Annotated in this window: 13 protein-coding genes and 1 pseudogene; 1 reads left to right on the plus strand and 13 read right to left on the minus strand. The window is 29.6% G+C overall.

Annotation, left to right across the window (positions count from 1 at the left end; translation table 11 throughout):
- Positions 1–26: 26 nt before the first annotated feature.
- The 3 genes from AAHB15_RS12710 to AAHB15_RS12720 form a co-directional block, all read right to left on the minus strand.
- Positions 27–275, minus strand: a complete 249-nt coding sequence (locus AAHB15_RS12710; protein ID WP_342042508.1) for a hypothetical protein — start codon at positions 273–275, stop codon at positions 27–29.
- Positions 276–629: 354 nt separating this feature from the next.
- Positions 630–1460 carry a class I SAM-dependent methyltransferase gene (locus tag AAHB15_RS12715; RefSeq protein ID WP_342042509.1) on the minus strand — a complete coding sequence of 277 codons (831 nt, stop codon included), beginning with the start codon at positions 1458–1460 and terminating at the stop codon, positions 630–632.
- 60 nt (positions 1461–1520) lie between these two features.
- Positions 1521–2336 carry a DUF3473 domain-containing protein gene (locus tag AAHB15_RS12720; protein ID WP_342042510.1) on the minus strand — a complete coding sequence of 272 codons (816 nt, stop codon included), beginning with the start codon at positions 2334–2336 and terminating at the stop codon, positions 1521–1523.
- 300 nt (positions 2337–2636) lie between these two features.
- Here AAHB15_RS12720 and AAHB15_RS12725 point away from each other — a divergent pair, with 300 nt between their 5' ends.
- Entirely contained in the window at positions 2637–4976 is a 2340-nt protein-coding gene (locus tag AAHB15_RS12725; protein ID WP_342042511.1) for a right-handed parallel beta-helix repeat-containing protein, read from the plus strand.
- Positions 4977–5067: 91 nt separating this feature from the next.
- Here AAHB15_RS12725 and AAHB15_RS12730 read toward each other — a convergent pair whose 3' ends face one another.
- From AAHB15_RS12730 to AAHB15_RS12775, 10 genes and pseudogenes are all read right to left on the minus strand, one after another.
- A complete protein-coding gene (locus AAHB15_RS12730; RefSeq protein ID WP_342042512.1) occupies positions 5068–6621 on the minus strand; it encodes a lipopolysaccharide biosynthesis protein in 1554 nt (517 codons plus the stop codon).
- 154 nt (positions 6622–6775) lie between these two features.
- Complete coding sequence (locus tag AAHB15_RS12735; RefSeq protein WP_342042513.1) at positions 6776–7951, minus strand: glycoside hydrolase family 88 protein; 1176 nt, start codon at positions 7949–7951, stop codon at positions 6776–6778.
- A gap of 12 nt (positions 7952–7963) precedes the next feature.
- On the minus strand, positions 7964–9151 hold the full coding sequence (locus AAHB15_RS12740) for a glycosyltransferase (RefSeq protein WP_342042514.1): 1188 nt from the start codon (positions 9149–9151) through the stop codon (positions 7964–7966).
- Between the two features lie 6 nt (positions 9152–9157).
- Positions 9158–10351 carry a glycosyltransferase gene (locus AAHB15_RS12745; RefSeq protein ID WP_342042578.1) on the minus strand — a complete coding sequence of 398 codons (1194 nt, stop codon included), beginning with the start codon at positions 10349–10351 and terminating at the stop codon, positions 9158–9160.
- A gap of 16 nt (positions 10352–10367) precedes the next feature.
- A complete protein-coding gene (locus AAHB15_RS12750; RefSeq protein ID WP_342042515.1) occupies positions 10368–11528 on the minus strand; it encodes a polysaccharide pyruvyl transferase family protein in 1161 nt (386 codons plus the stop codon).
- Positions 11529–11545: 17 nt separating this feature from the next.
- Positions 11546–12577: a glycosyltransferase family 2 protein gene (locus AAHB15_RS12755; RefSeq protein WP_342042516.1), complete on the minus strand. Its 1032-nt coding sequence runs from the start codon at positions 12575–12577 to the stop codon at positions 11546–11548.
- An 18-nt stretch (positions 12578–12595) separates the two neighbouring features.
- On the minus strand, positions 12596–13795 hold the full coding sequence (locus AAHB15_RS12760; RefSeq protein ID WP_342042517.1) for a glycosyltransferase: 1200 nt from the start codon (positions 13793–13795) through the stop codon (positions 12596–12598).
- 27 nt (positions 13796–13822) lie between these two features.
- A complete protein-coding gene (locus AAHB15_RS12765; RefSeq protein ID WP_342042518.1) occupies positions 13823–14452 on the minus strand; it encodes an acyltransferase in 630 nt (209 codons plus the stop codon).
- A 27-nt stretch (positions 14453–14479) separates the two neighbouring features.
- A pseudogene (locus AAHB15_RS12770) lies at positions 14480–15226 on the minus strand (glycosyltransferase family 32 protein); the annotation flags it as partial.
- 10 nt (positions 15227–15236) lie between these two features.
- Positions 15237–15578, minus strand: a complete 342-nt coding sequence (locus tag AAHB15_RS12775; RefSeq protein WP_342042519.1) for a helix-turn-helix domain-containing protein — start codon at positions 15576–15578, stop codon at positions 15237–15239.
- Between the last annotated feature and the right edge of the window lie 30 nt (positions 15579–15608).

The following is a 15608-nucleotide window of genomic DNA, read 5'->3' on the forward strand; positions in this document are numbered from 1 at the left end:
ACCTCACCCATCTTCCCATCCTATTATTAATTAACATTTGGATTACATTGCCCTATACCGCCACTGTTTCCGCCATTGCCGTTACCATTATTATTACTAGCGGTTCCTGCTCCGCAAGGCTGTGGATTCTTATTATCATCTTTGAAATTGATTCCACTATTCCCATCCGAATCAGGACTATTCCCTTTTCCAGGATTCCAGCTATGTCTCGTTTCGAATTGTAGTGGTTGGTGGCTAAGTATAATTGGTCTAGTATATATTTTTTCTTTTATCATAAATTTCACCCCCTTTCCTACCGATTAGTTCATTATAAAGAACGATAAGGTCAAAAAAATATAACTACCTGAATTTAATAAGGATAGTTTATACTATAATATGTCATAATTATAAACCAACAATCGTTCTATTAAAAGAGCAATGATTCGACAAAATGTTTTCTCCATTTTTCAATCAAATACTCCCATTAAACGCCTCATTTTCTATTCAGTTAACTATCTATTTAAAACATTATTGGTATTTATATTAGATAAACAATGATATTCTCTTACTAAATTTCAAAAATAATACCTACCAACTATATAGTCTTTTATAAAGAACATTCGGATACCTAAATACATCACAGTAGCAATCTATTTTTTATTTCCATTAAGTGCAAAATAAACCGGAAAGTATCTTAACTCTTTATAAGAGTTATTTGTTAATAGTTGATTTTCTATAAAACCAATTTTATCTAATTTTTTAATTAGATTTCCTGAAAATAAAAATTTTGCTCGAGCAACTGATTCTTTCCTAATGAAGATGTTTTTGAAAAATGAAAATGAATCCTTGCTCAAAAGTTTTTTTCTCATAAAAAAATAATTTAACAGATATCCAGAACCGTGAACAATTAAAAAAATTGTTCCTCCTCTTTTTAATACACGATATATTTCTTTTAACACAATATCTACTGCTAAATATTGTATAGAGACTCTGCAAACTACATAATCAACTGTCTCATTTTTAAGAGGTATGCTATGGGCATCTCCCAAAATCGGAATTACTTGTGTCCCCCCGAAGTTATTGTTTGGAAAAATCTCCTTAACTATGGATATATATCGAGGATTTATATCCATTGCATAAATTATCTCAGGATTATATCTACATAAAGATTGTACAGTGGCGCCTGGTCCACAGCATAGATCCAAAATTACTTTTTTGTTCTTAGATTTATTAACGAGCAATTGATCAAAAAAATCATTATTATTATTTTGTCGATAATGTTCATAACAAGCATATCCTAATTCTTTATCGATAATCTGATTCTTTTCTTTGGATATAACTTCTTCATTTATTAATTTATTAATAACTTTTACCGATGGCATTGGTATCTGATACTTGCTGATATTAATTTCTTTACAATATAAATACGCAACACATTCCATTAGGAATTTGTCTGAAATTATTTTCGAAAAATTATTCATATAAACACCTTTGTTAATATAGATTACTTACCTAATAATAAATCAGCGATATTAATATGTTTATGGCGAAATACAAGGAAATGCTTCTCTAATTGAAGTAAACTTAAAATCGTTTAGTAATGAAGTTAACTTTTTGTAAGTAGTCTTAATACCATAAGATCCTAACAAACTATGTAAATCTATATTATTTTTTAAGCTTGACTGATTTAAATCAATCTCATAAGGATGTATATAAAATACGAATGAATTCTCAACATTTTTTATTTTGTTTAAACCATATTTATATAAAGAATAAGGATACAAGCGAAAGTGACCTCCTCCTCCCCAAGGAATGTTCATTTTGAATATTTTATATGCTGGTAAAGGAAATTCAAAAAATTTGTTATTCACTTGTATAAAAGGATACTTCGTTTCCTCCAAATTAACCTTTGAGTAAAGCGGATGATAATTATGTGGCACAATACTCGAGCTATACAAAAAATTTTCCTCTTCCAAAATCTGATATGCCCACTTTGTAATTGAAAAACAAGGAGCTCTATACCCATATACTCCCTCTCCAATTATATCTTCAAGAAGAATCTTTGATTTTCTAATATCTTGCCGAAATTCGTCATATGATTGTGTGTAAACTAACATATGCGAATAACCATGGGATGCTATCTCGTGTCCTCTTTGATAAATATCCCTAACCAAATTTGGTCTTTTATAGGCTATCCATCCCAAAATAAAAAAAGTTCCTTTAACTTTATGCATTTCTAGCAAATCAAGTATTTTATAAACATTTTGCTCTACTTTAAGTTCATAGCCATCCCAGGAATCAATTTGTATACTGCGACCATTAGTAAACCAATCCTCAACATCAACAGTAAAAATCATTCTATACATCACCTTCCTTAATACATCCTGTGAAAATCCTTTTACTAACAGGTTTAAACCTACTTTAAATTCAATCAAGGAACTAAAATAAAAATATAGAACCTTTTTACAAAATTCTTATAAAAATCAGCATATAAGATGGATTATAAAATAATACATCTTAGTAACACTTGTCCAAACAGAAAAAATTCAAAACCATATTATGTGTTATGACCCTTCCAACAATAGGTGATTTATATGAACCATAAATCTTACAAAAGTCTTTAACCCCCGGAAAGATCGAAAGGATGTGCTAAAAGAGTGTATCTTATAGAACTTGATAAATGGAATATCAAACAAGGGATACCAAATAAACCTTATACTGCTACTGATTATTTAATGGCAGATGCAAATATTCAAGGAATTAACAATGCCTTACAATATGCATATAGCAATGGTTATAGCGGTGTTTTGTTGCCTAAAGGGCAATATGCTCTATGCTACCCAAGAGAAATAAAAATGATTAGCAATATGACTTTCAACTTAAATGGTTCCACATTAAAAGTTATTTATGATTCTGATCGAAAATCACCATTTGACAATCGGACAACCTCTGATTATTACCAATTTATAGGTAACAGCATATTATTTGAAAATGTAATGAATACTCACTTGATGAATGGCACAATCATTGGATGCAGGGATGATCGAAGCTTTTCGAATGTAACAGCTGAAAGAATGGTTGAAAGCAGCTATGGTGTTGTATTCCGAAAAAGTACTAAATACAGTTCTGTAAAAAATTGTATTGTAAGAGATTATATGGGAGACAATATAAGCTTCTCCAGTTCAGCAGTTAGAGAATTAGCAGAATTCAATATGAATCTTACATTAAATTCTATAGATTATTCTACTGGCCAATTAATTTCTTCAACAAATTCATTAACGACAGGCTATATAAATATACCTACTGACTCTGAATTTTCCTCGTTCTTGATTGCTGGAGCTGGATATACCAGATTAACCGCTTTAATAATTAAAGATGTTGATGTTTTTTTCTACAAAGCAGACAACTCCTTCATCGGTGTTCTTAAAAAGAGAAAAATATATACCGATATTTCCATACCGTTAAATGCTGCAAAAATAAGAATGGTGTTTCCAGGTGAAACAAATCCCTCCAAGAATTTACAAATTACATTAAAATTTGGTTTAATCCCTCACCACAACGTAATTGAATATAATGAGATCTACAATGGGCATAGAGGGGGAATATCCTTTGGAGGAAGCTATAATGTCATTCAGCATAATGTCATTAGAGACAACGGTAAATGGAGCAATAGCTTTTTAGACGGAAAACCTTTTTTTAGCGATCCTACAAGATATGCTATAAATCAAGAAGATTCATATGGTGATAACTGCGTTATTAGGAATAATCTCATCTATGGTAGTAATAATGGAATATTAGCTGGGTGCTATTCCATTCAAATTGAAAATAATCACATTTATAATATAGATTCAATTGGGATTAACCTTTATAGTTTGTTATTTGCAAATGTAAGAGGAAATTTCATTTATAATTGTTCAACAAGTATAGGCTTGATGAGTTCTAACTTCGGAAATTCTTATGTAAATATTTCAGAGAATAGTATCCATGGTGGGAACTTGTCTTTTAATGGGAATACTTCCTATCAATTAAACGTTTCCGATAATAATTTTATAGACGTTACCAATATTAATATGGGCAACAGCAATTTAAACAATACCTTCAGAAATAATCGAATCAAATACGATACTATTTCGGTAAATCCAACTTTTACAGCAAACAAAATAGAAAATTGTATTTTTGATTCAACCACAACAAGAGATTTAACTATAAAGGTTTATAAGCAAAATGAGTGTATTTTTAACAATTTTAGGATTACTATTCAAACTTTAAATGGTACGACGAAGAGTGAAAAGGTTACGATAGAGAATTGTGAATATAATAGCAGCACATTGATAAACCTTATTTTAGGTACGAAAAACAGAGAAGTATATATTTCTAACTCAAAGTTAACAAACACTGTTTTAAAAGTTGGAAATATAAACACTCCAGGCTTTCAATCAACAATGATAATAGAGGAATGTGAATTGACCGCCGGTACAATAAGTTACCTATTTGCTACAGACTTTAATCAACCAAACGGTATTATTAAATTGAACAAATGTACAATTGAAATATCTAATTCTAATTTTCCCCATTTAATTCATCATGATAAAACTACCGTAACAGATGTCTTTACTTTGTCATTAATGAGTTGTAAGTTTAAATACACTGGCACTACTCCACTAAATCTGATTTATTATAATAGCGCTAATCCTATGATTAAATTTATTTCAGCAGATAATTCATTCACTAATATCAATTTACCAGCCGAAAATGCCGGTATCTATGTTGGTTATGATCCTGATAACACCTTCAAAGCAAGCATTACATTACAAACGGATGGCGATGGGTACTCAACTATTGTTAATCACAACCTGAATACATTGGAACCTATTGTTCTCTCTGTAACCACCACTTCAGAAATTGTACAACCAATGATATCAATAATAGATAGGAATACTATTTTTATAAAAGATAAACAAAATACCAATTTAAAGGTTACGGTAAAAAAATTATAGAATGGCATTTAATAATAATAAAAAATATGGCTAAAAAGTTAAAGCATTCAGCCATATTTTTTTTTTACTTTGGAGCTATCGGGGCAACTAATTAACCTACATTTTTTATTTTCTTATTAAATTTCACTTTGTTCTGTAACAACCCTAAAATATTTTTCAATATCATCAACAGATACTTAAATTCGTTAGACTTATAAAAAATTGCTATATAAATTATATTAGGGATAATCAAACAAATAAAACTAATTAATACTAAATTAAATACATTATCTGGCGAAATAAAATTGCATAAAATTCTTGTAATTAAAAAGGCTGACAATCCAATAATTAAATAATAAGTGTAGTTGATAAAATATTTTATTAATGGTTCATTAAATACCCTTTTATATACAAAATACGGTGTAGTCCAAAAAGGTACAGCCAGTCCACTTATAAGTGTCCCCAAGAAAACACCCGAAATGCCTATATATTTAACTAAAACGATAGAAAAAACTAGATTAATTCCAGCCTGAATTAAAGGAGCATATCTATCTTCATAAAAAATTCCTGCAGTTGTTTTTACGGTAGTAATCGAATTTCTCATTCCACGCTCATAAAAACAAATCATTAATATCTCCAAAACACCATGGCCCATTAAAAATTTTGACCCTAACCATAAAGTAATAAATGGCTCTAGTATTATAGCCAGAAAAATGGATACTAATGAATAAAGCCAAAAATTCAATAGCCTATATATTTTAAATAATCTATAGACCTTTTCTCTGGTTTCTTTTGCTACTAAATTTCCAACGCTATGATATATATTGTTAAAAACTTGATTAATAAAAGTCCTAAAAATTTCAATTAACATATTATAATTTGAATACAAGCCAACAGCAGCAACACTAACAATAGACGAAATAATGATATTATCGGTTCCAAATACAAGGTAGCTCCCGATATTTTGTAAAACTATAGCTTTAATGTTTTTTATTATATTTGTTGTTGTTTCTTTGTCTAACTTTTCTGTTGTTTTATTTCTAAGAAAAGGATATTTTCTATTTGTAATTATTGATACAATTATAGAATTTGAAATCGTAATTATACTGTCAATTACTAAGTATAGAATATAATTTTGGGTAAAATGTAAAATACCAATTTTTAAACAGACAGAAATGATTGACGAAATGGAATATATTCCTGTTACAATATAATTTTTTTGGCAAACATTTAGAAAAGAATTTTTGTGTATGTATAAATAAGGAGCAACTGTGTTTAGTAAAAAAATTAAATATATAAAATTAATATTTTCAACATTAGAATCTTTTACAAAAAAATCTAAAAAGGGCATTACAGATAACCCAAGTAATAAAATTACTAGAGCAATAATCAAATATGCTTTTTTATACAGTTTCATCAATACGTTTATTTTGTTTTGATCATTTTCAGCCACTGGTTTGTATAGACTATACATAATACTAGAGCCAATCCCTGCTTCTGCCAAGGACAACATCGCTAGTATATTAGTGAAAAGGCCGTTTATACCAAGGTATTCAATACCTAGACTGTTAATAAATACCGTTCTAGAAATGAAGCTCAAAATCGTAATAATGAGTTGGTTTCCCAAACCAACTGATATATTAATTAAGGAATTTTTTACTCTCATCTTATCCCTTTCTTTGGTTCCGTCGAAAAAACCTAGTTAAGACTATCATTTATATGCCGATTCCGGCTTCGACTTTAAATAACCATTAATTCACTTTTCCTAAGAATAAATTCTAAAAGTTACCTGCTTTTTTTATAATGTCCTTCCCCGCATTTTAATTTTTCATTAAATTTATCATTCTAATACAAAATCCTTGAGTAAAAGGCAAAATATTGAATAAAGAAGAATATACTCCAATATCTTTGGTATCTCCCTGGGAAAAATCCACTTCCCCATTTCTTCGAGTTACTTTCATTAAATAATTTAATGCCATGTCTGTGGATTCTAAACAATCTTTTGAAATTCTTTTAATTTTTGATGCATTTAACATAAACCACCCTAATGTTGCAGTAGTAGAGGAGTCGGCTCTGCATTCACTTCTTCCAACTTGCCAATTCCAACTTCCATTACTCTGTTGAAAATGAATTATGGATTTCGCAAATTTTACCACACTCTCTTCTAATAGAGCCTTATATTTATTTGAATTTGGAAGTTCATTCCATGCATCTATAAGCCCAATTGCAAACCAACCAAGTCCTCTTCCCCAACCATATAATCCCTGTGGTAAATTATTTTCAAGTTTATAAGCATGACTTGGAATCCAATGAATTTCTAACATCCCGTATTTTTCATATTCTTTTATCTGCTTTACTGCCAATTCAATACATTCTTTTTTATCAAACTTTAATCCATAAGTAATTAAGAAAGGACAAATAAATCCTATAGTATCTACATATCTGTAACTTTTCATAGATTTTCTATATTGAACTGTACCGTCTGCCCCAATATGTTCTTTTATTAGATCCCAAATAAAATCAAGCGCTTTTTGAAACTTATTGGTATCAACAAAATCTATCTTCATAATTGAGTAAGCCAGTATGGCTGCATCTATATTTTTTGGCCTTTTTATCCAATTTCCATCTTTATCAAATCTAGAGTACAGAAAATTAATTACTTCTTTTTTAGTCTTTAAATCCTTATTAATTTTTAAATACTCTGAAATCCCTAACACAAGAGATGCTTCTTGCCAATGTTGTATGTCACTTTTACTATAATTCCCTTTTAAAATATCCATTACAACTAGTCTTGTATTATCAGTTACTTTAATTCTAGGGGTTTTTATCAACCATTTTACTCCCTTTTGTGTTATTAATTTATTCCATAATTTCTTATCTTCAAATCTTCCTAATCTAATCCTTTTAAACCAGTCAATAAAATTGGGTATTATATCAATAAATAGTGTTACAGCTATTAAACTGAGCAATAGGCCACATATTATTTGAGTTATCACATTATTCACCTTTCATTTATCATTAATAATTTCATATAATATATTAATTTCGGACTCAGTTCCTAAATTCTCAATGGCTAAATTACTTACTATTTTTTCCCTTAATTCCTTGCTATTGATTATTGTTTTTATTCCCATATAGATTGATTTGGAATCCATTTCAACAATAATACCATTTACCATATTTGTTATTTGATCTTTTGCTGTTTTAAAATTTGTAACAACTATAGGTTTATGCAGAATTTTCGCTTCATCTATTGCAATAGATTTTCCTTCGAAACGAGATGATTGAACAAATAAATCAGATTTCCTCACATAAGGATATGGATTTTCCTGTATACCTAATAAGATAAAATTTTTCTCTAAACCTTTATCTTTTATTAATTGTTCTAATTTCTTCCTCTCTTCGCCTTCTCCAATAATAAGCCATTGAATATCATAACCATCGTTTATTAACATTTCACAAGCATCAATAGCCAAATCATATCCCTTTACATAATTAAGCCTTCCTACAGAAGTTATAGTTATGCTTTTTGATTGGAAATTTACATTTTCTAAGGATAATTTTTTTATTATTTTAGGGGATACAATATTATGCATAACCTTTATTCTTGAGGATAAATTTGTAAATTTCCGTTTAAGTATATTAGCACTTTCCTCTGAAACAGTAACTATTTTACTTAGTTTTTCCAAATAGTTTTTATCAATTTTGGCATCCATTCCTAACATTTCATAATCTGAATGGATAAACCCAATTTTCTTTTTTGCATCGACTTTATCAATACAAAAATATATAGGGTTTTTTTCCATAAATCCAATTGCAATATCATATCTTTTGTTTATTGTGTTTAAGGAATTAGATATATATTTCCAAACTCTTTGCTCACATCTTGCAATATTTTTCTCACTTTTAAAAATATATCCCGCCAATATCCTTGATAAAGCGATATCAAATCTTCCCATTGTAACATTATTCAGAATGGCCGTCTTTATCGGCATATCAAAATACTTGTAACCACTTGGTTCCTCCAGAAGGTTAACTTGTTTTGGTACCTTATTTAAAAATAACCCTTCTTGTTTAAATAACAACAAATCTACTTCATATTGAGAATAATCAATGCTTTCTAGTAATGAAATCAGAGATTTTTCTGCCCCACCACAAACTAGTTTATTCATAACAAATAAGATTGTTTTTTTCATATATTCTCACCCACTAATGATTGCATATAACTTATTTATTTCTTCCTCAGTCCCTAATTTCATCTTGGCTAGGTTATTGATTAGCTTGTTTCTTAATCCTTTATCGTGAAGTATTTTCTCAATACTTTCCATGATTGAATTTGGATTCATTTCTACAATTAAACCATCCATACCATGATTAATTTGGTCTTTTGCTGTACTAAAATTTGTTACAATAATTGGTTTATTCAATATCTTCGCTTCATCAATTGCAATAGATTTCCCTTCGAACTTAGATGTTTGGACGTAAATATCAGCTTGTTTAATATAGGGGTATGGATTCGACTTTAAACCTAACAATTTAAAATGATCTTCTAAGTTATATTCCCTTATAAGACTCGTTAAATTTTCACGTTCTTCTCCTTCTCCTATGATATACCACCTAATTTTGTATCCTTTATCTATAAGCTTCTTGCAGGATTCAATTGCTAATTCAAATCCTTTTTGATAATGAAGCCTGCCAATCGATAAAATAATAATTTCATCTTTTCTGTTATATACATTATTACTGGCTTGGCTGGCCATTTTATGAATCATCGATGGAGAAACGATATTATAAATAATATCAACTTTATTCTTCTCACTGGGAAATCTGGCTTTAAAAATTTTTGCACATTCCTCTGAAACTGTGACGATTTTATCAATTCTCTTAAAATAGTGAATATCAAATTTTGGATCCATACCTAACTTATCATAATCAATATGAACCCATCCCACTTTCTTTGAAGCCTTTACTTTATCTACACAAAAATAGGTAGATGTTTTCTCCAAAAAACCAATCGCCACATCATACTTTTGCTCTAAATCATCTAATGGTTTGGACAGATGCTTCCATGTATATTGTTCTCTAGTAGAAACATTCTTTGAATATTTATTTTTCAAAGAATAAATAACTCTGTTATATGCAATAGAAAGATTTCCTTTTATTAAAAGTTCCTTAATTGATTTAAAAAATGCTAAAGAAAATAGTTTATATGTTTCAGGAAGAGGTAAAACACGTACCTCTTTTGGTATGAATTCCATAAATAGTCCATCATGGTTCAACATAAACAGGTCCACATCATATTGACTATAGTCCAAGTGATGAAGTAAATTAACTAAACTTTTTTCTCCACCACCAGCAGATAAGCTAGGTATTATAAATAATAATTTTTTTTTCACCATTATTAACCTCGATTTACCGTATTAATTCATTTAAATAATCCACAGCTTTATACGACATTTTTTTTATTTTTGGAATCACATTTTGTAGTTGTTGTTTTATTGCTGCCTCATCCCTGACCATTTCATCAAAGCTGGCTTTTAACTTATTGCCATCTGAAATATCCTGAATTCCTAAGACTAATTTTTCCTCTCCAAATAAATCTTTTGAAATCCCTTTAGACTTTACACTATAACCTAATACCATTGTAGGAACATAATTGGAATAAGCAGCAATCGTCGCATGGGTCCTAGCCCCAATAAAAAATCTCATCCTACCAATATAGCCTTTATATTGAATGGCATTTAAATGATCTGGTAAAATGAGAACTCTTCCTGTATCTTTTAATTCTTCATAAAATTTATTTAAAACTTCAAAATCATTATTTCCAAGATCTATTACGTGAGGGGTTAAAGCGATAGTCATATCCGTTGTTTTTAAAATATGGTTAATTAATTCTCTAACTGCTTCTTGGGACTGTTTATTTTTTTTCCAAACTAGTGGACTAAAATTTAGTCCTAGTGTATTTCCAACTTGCCAACCTTTAGGTAAATCCAACTCTTCCTTTTCCATTGTAAATGCTGGGTCAGCAACTAATTGGACATTATTTAAACCGTTACTTTTTAGTATGTTAAAAGTAAGTGTTTCACGAGCTAAAATGAGATCAAACAATTTTAAATCTTCAAGTTTCCTTTCAGATAAATCCTCTTTACCAATGGAACAGCCCCATAAAACTAATTTCTTCCCTTGTGCTTTTACTCTTTTATCAACCTCATACCACCCTGGCTGCTCCCCATAACAATAATTATCTCCTCCAATGGATAGGCAAATGTCAGCATCCTTGATAGGATTAATTATATTTTTGTGAATTCTACCAAGGGCGTAAGATTCATCATTTAAAAACTTCACTCTAAACGAGGATAAAAACCAGTCATAAGAATATCTTTTAATTTGTGAATCTGAGCCATCATAAATCTTATCTATTTTTGGAATGATTTCATCTGTTTCAGGTCTGCTTGATACTAAATATACTTGTGCTTTGTTTACTTTTTCTTTGATGATATTAGCAGAAGATCGAACAATTGCCTCACAACCTCTATTTAAACTGCCTCCATGAGCAAACATCATTACTTTCATATTATTTTCCTCCAAATTTATCTATTACGAAATCGACTGTATGCGGTTAAAAAGTATAATCCCGTCATTGATTTGCGCTCAATCATACTAATTAAAAATTTTTCATACCTACCAAATGTTGTAGACATCTCACTTTTATATTGAGGTAGGGCCTCTCTAACCGATTGATTACTTATCATATTTTTAATATATTGATATCTTTTGAAGAAACTTAATTCATTGCTCGGTTTGGAATATATATATAAATAAGCCATTACATAATTTATAAGTTTTATTGATTTTAACTTTCTAATGAATGTCAAATCCATATTTGTTATAAAAATTTCGGGTAGTTTTTGATTGTAGACTACAAGCGCTTGGCTGAAGTAATCTTTTTTGCCTATATCTCTTGTAGCGCTTCCCTCAACTTCCCTATAATAGTATCCAACATACTCTATAAATCTAATAGACTTTGCATGACTAAAACACTGTATATTAAAGAATCCATCTTCACCTAAGGCTAAATCCTGTGGAAAAACAGCAGCTGCTTGGGCTATCAAATCATTTTTATATATCTTGGTGCAAACCGTATTCAAATCATCCATCTTAAGAAAATAAGGCAAAATGTTTTGTTGTACATATTCAAAATTCAAATTAATATTTTTAGGAAAAGGATAATTAGTAATGAAACGACGCCCTTCCAACATACTCTGAAAGTTTGAAATAATTATGTCAGAACTTTCATTCTCAGCAGTGTCATATAAAACTTTAAACATATCCTTTTCAACTATATCGTCAGCATCTACAAAACCGATATATTTACCAGAAGCAGCTTTTAGCCCTGCATTTCTCGCAGCACTCACGCCTCTATTACTTTGGTTTATTAATAATATTCGTTTATCACTTTTTTTATAATTATTAATAATTTCACTACTGTTATCCTTAGAACCATCATTAATAAATATAAACTCACACTCTTTAAGGGTTTGGCTTAAGAGTGATTCAATACATTGAGTTATATATTTTTCCGCGTTATAAACAGGGATGATAATACTCACTTTAACAGCCAATGCCCAAACGCTCCTTCCTTAACCCACAATCTTGTAAAGCTTTTCTAATTCATAATTATTGCTATAATCTCTATCCTTAATATTATGAATAAAAGAATTTCTTAGTTCTTCGCTATGGTAGAAGCCTTCAATACCATTTGCTATTCCTTCACTGCTTAAATCACAAATAATTCCCTCAACTCCATTTTCAATTTGGCTGCTTGCGGTTGGATATTTCGTGATTAGAATTGGTTTTCCTAGTATCTTAGCTTCCGAAACGGTTACAGCCTTCCCTTCATACCTGGATGGTTGAACATATAAATCACATTCATTTATATAGGGATAAGGGTTTGTCTTTTTTCCTAAAAGAATAAAGCTATTTTCAAGGTTATTTTTTGTAATTAACTCTTTTAGCTCATTTTCGTACCCACCGTAGCCAATCACATACCATTTAATATTGGTTAAACCTTTATCATATAACAATTTAAGAGCAGTAATGGCCAAATCAAATCCCTTTACATAGGACAATCTTCCAACCGATACGATTTTAAAGGTTGAATCGTTTTTATTATTAAAAATCTTTATTTCTTCAGCCATTTTCTTAATAAAGTTTGGTGAAGTTAAATTTTCAATCACCTTTACCTTTTCATTCAATAAAGGATAGGTTGATAAAAATGATGATGCACAAGCCTCAGAAACAGCAGCAATGGCATCAAATTTATTCCATACATTTAGGTCCAACCTATTATCAATTTCTAATTTACTATAATCTGTATGAATCCAAGCTATTTTTTTTCCGGCTTTTACTTTGTTTGCAATAATATCATGCGGCCATGCATAACTTATTGCCACATCATATTCTTTTTCTATTTTTGGAAGGAAATATGAAGAATATTTTAAAGAAAGCTGCATTTGGATATAGCCAGAGCCTTCTTCTAAACTCCTAAATTTTGATTTTATTAATGCAATATATTTAGCTAGGGTCCTCATTAAAGAAAGAGAATAATGCCCTTCCTTTAAACATTGGATAACCGGTTTGCGGAATACGGAATAATTCTCAACTTCAGGTAAAATATTTACGGACTTTGGTATTAACTTCATTAATTCACCAACATGGTGATAAATTAGTAAATCGACATTATATTTCTGATAATCAAAACTTTCTAACATGTTGATAAGACTTCTCTCAATACCACCAATTTCCATATTGTATACCGAAATTAAAATATTTTTTTTCATATTTCCTCTTATCCTTCTTTATCTTAATTACTTAATATTTACTACTTTATCCGACTTTTTTAATGCAACACTCCTATTTTCTCTTTTGTTAAGAAATAATGTATTCTCCGGAACGTTGCCTTTTACTACACTTCCTGCTGCAATCACTGCATTATCCCCAATGAACGTATCTCTTAAAATCACAACATTTGAACCAATCCATACATTTTCTCCAATAGAAACTTCTCCCCGTATTAAATGATCCTTTGAAGCCTTTTTATAATTATGATCATGATCATTTATACATACATTAGGAGCAATTTTCGTATTCCTACCAATAGTAATTCGATTTACACAATTGATATTGCAATTATCATTAATGAAAACATTATCTCCAATATTTAGTTCACCATTAAAATCTATCCGAATGCTGGCGTTCTTCCTAATAAATACAAACTTACCTATATTCAAAATTGAATTTTTATTAAAAATTTCTATCCTGCTTTTAGTTTGTAAAGAAAAAATAGATGATTTAATATTTTTATAGTAAATGGACTTATAAAAAAAGCCCCTTAATATTCCTATTAAATGGGACAGGTACATAATTATAGTTATATAAACTCCACGATTCCTAAATTCAGAAAAAAATGTACATATTATTTTTTTTAAAATTGTCATTAAACTTATTCTCCTAAAGGAATATATTTATTGATAAATTTTCCTTAATCGAGCAATATTATTTCCTCCTATGATTTTTGATAATAGTAATTTTATTCTTCCTTTAATTCTTGCCTTAAGAGGAAGCCAGCTCTTATAGAAGTGATGCATTGCATATGTATTTTCAGTTATAAACTTTCGACAATTGATATAATCATAAGGAGAGAAATATGTTTGAGGATAAAAAACATTTCCCCCTTCGATTTCTTGATATTCACCATTGGTTTTTATCCCGAATTCCCCCAATATCTTAGTAATAACCGCTACATTTGTAAAATCACTATAAGTACCGTCACTTTTTTTAAATTCCTTATCCTGGTAAAAATCTAAAAATAATTTAATTATCTTATTACCTTTTTCTGCCCCAATTGTACTTGTGGCAATGTAGTTCTCTTGTTCAAATCCCCAGAATGAAGAATGATGGAGAAAACTATCAAACGACTTAAATACTTCCACATCTGTATCTAGGTAAATACCACCAATCTTATATAACGCAAAAACCCTCGCATAATCACTTACAAAGGCAAATTTTCCAGACCGATATGCCTCTTTTACATAGGAATTAGAGTTTATATCAAAATTCTTTTCATTCCATTCAATAATCTGGTAATCTGGCAAAGCTTTCTTCCAACTATTTATACACTTTTTTACTATGTCTGGCTTTTCTTTTTCACCAAACCAGCAGTAATGAATAGTTTTAGGAATCTTACTTTTAACTATACTCATATAGATATCCTCATCTAACTTATTTTTGTGTGCCTAGATTGCGGTTTTGCCATTTAATAAATTCAATTAGAGTCTTGTATTCTTTTTTATCAATACCCGAGTCTTTTAACTCATTTACTAAATCCATTAATTCTTTATCAGGTATTTGCAAATCCTCTTGTGATATTTCACTATAGAGCAAGGTCTTCATGTCGACATTTAATACATTTGCTATTTTTTTTACCACGTGAATTGAGGGATTCTGATTTAGATTTCTTTCAATGTTACTTAGGTAGGATTTTGAGATATCAGCACGTTCGGCAAGTTCCGATAGAGTCAATCTCCTTTTTTTTCGTATTTCATATATATTTTTCCCTATCATTTATACATACCCCGTTTAGTCAATAAATTC

The sequence above is a fragment of the Bacillus sp. OTU2372 genome (assembly GCF_038440275.1).
GTDB classification, from domain to species: domain Bacteria; phylum Bacillota; class Bacilli; order Bacillales; family Cytobacillaceae; genus Neobacillus; species Neobacillus bataviensis_B.

Coding starts and splice junctions, on each gene's coding strand:
- AAHB15_RS12710 (WP_342042508.1), bottom strand. CDS start 275: ATGATAAAAGAAAAAATATATACTAGACCAATTATACTTAGCCACCAA.
- AAHB15_RS12715 (WP_342042509.1), bottom strand. CDS start 1,460: ATGAATAATTTTTCGAAAATAATTTCAGACAAATTCCTAATGGAATGT.
- AAHB15_RS12720 (WP_342042510.1), bottom strand. CDS start 2,336: ATGATTTTTACTGTTGATGTTGAGGATTGGTTTACTAATGGTCGCAGT.
- AAHB15_RS12730 (WP_342042512.1), bottom strand. CDS start 6,621: ATGAGAGTAAAAAATTCCTTAATTAATATATCAGTTGGTTTGGGAAAC.
- AAHB15_RS12740 (WP_342042514.1), bottom strand. CDS start 9,151: ATGAAAAAAACAATCTTATTTGTTATGAATAAACTAGTTTGTGGTGGG.
- AAHB15_RS12750 (WP_342042515.1), bottom strand. CDS start 11,528: ATGAAAGTAATGATGTTTGCTCATGGAGGCAGTTTAAATAGAGGTTGT.
- AAHB15_RS12760 (WP_342042517.1), bottom strand. CDS start 13,795: ATGAAAAAAAATATTTTAATTTCGGTATACAATATGGAAATTGGTGGT.
- AAHB15_RS12765 (WP_342042518.1), bottom strand. CDS start 14,452: ATGACAATTTTAAAAAAAATAATATGTACATTTTTTTCTGAATTTAGG.
- AAHB15_RS12775 (WP_342042519.1), bottom strand. CDS start 15,578: ATGATAGGGAAAAATATATATGAAATACGAAAAAAAAGGAGATTGACT.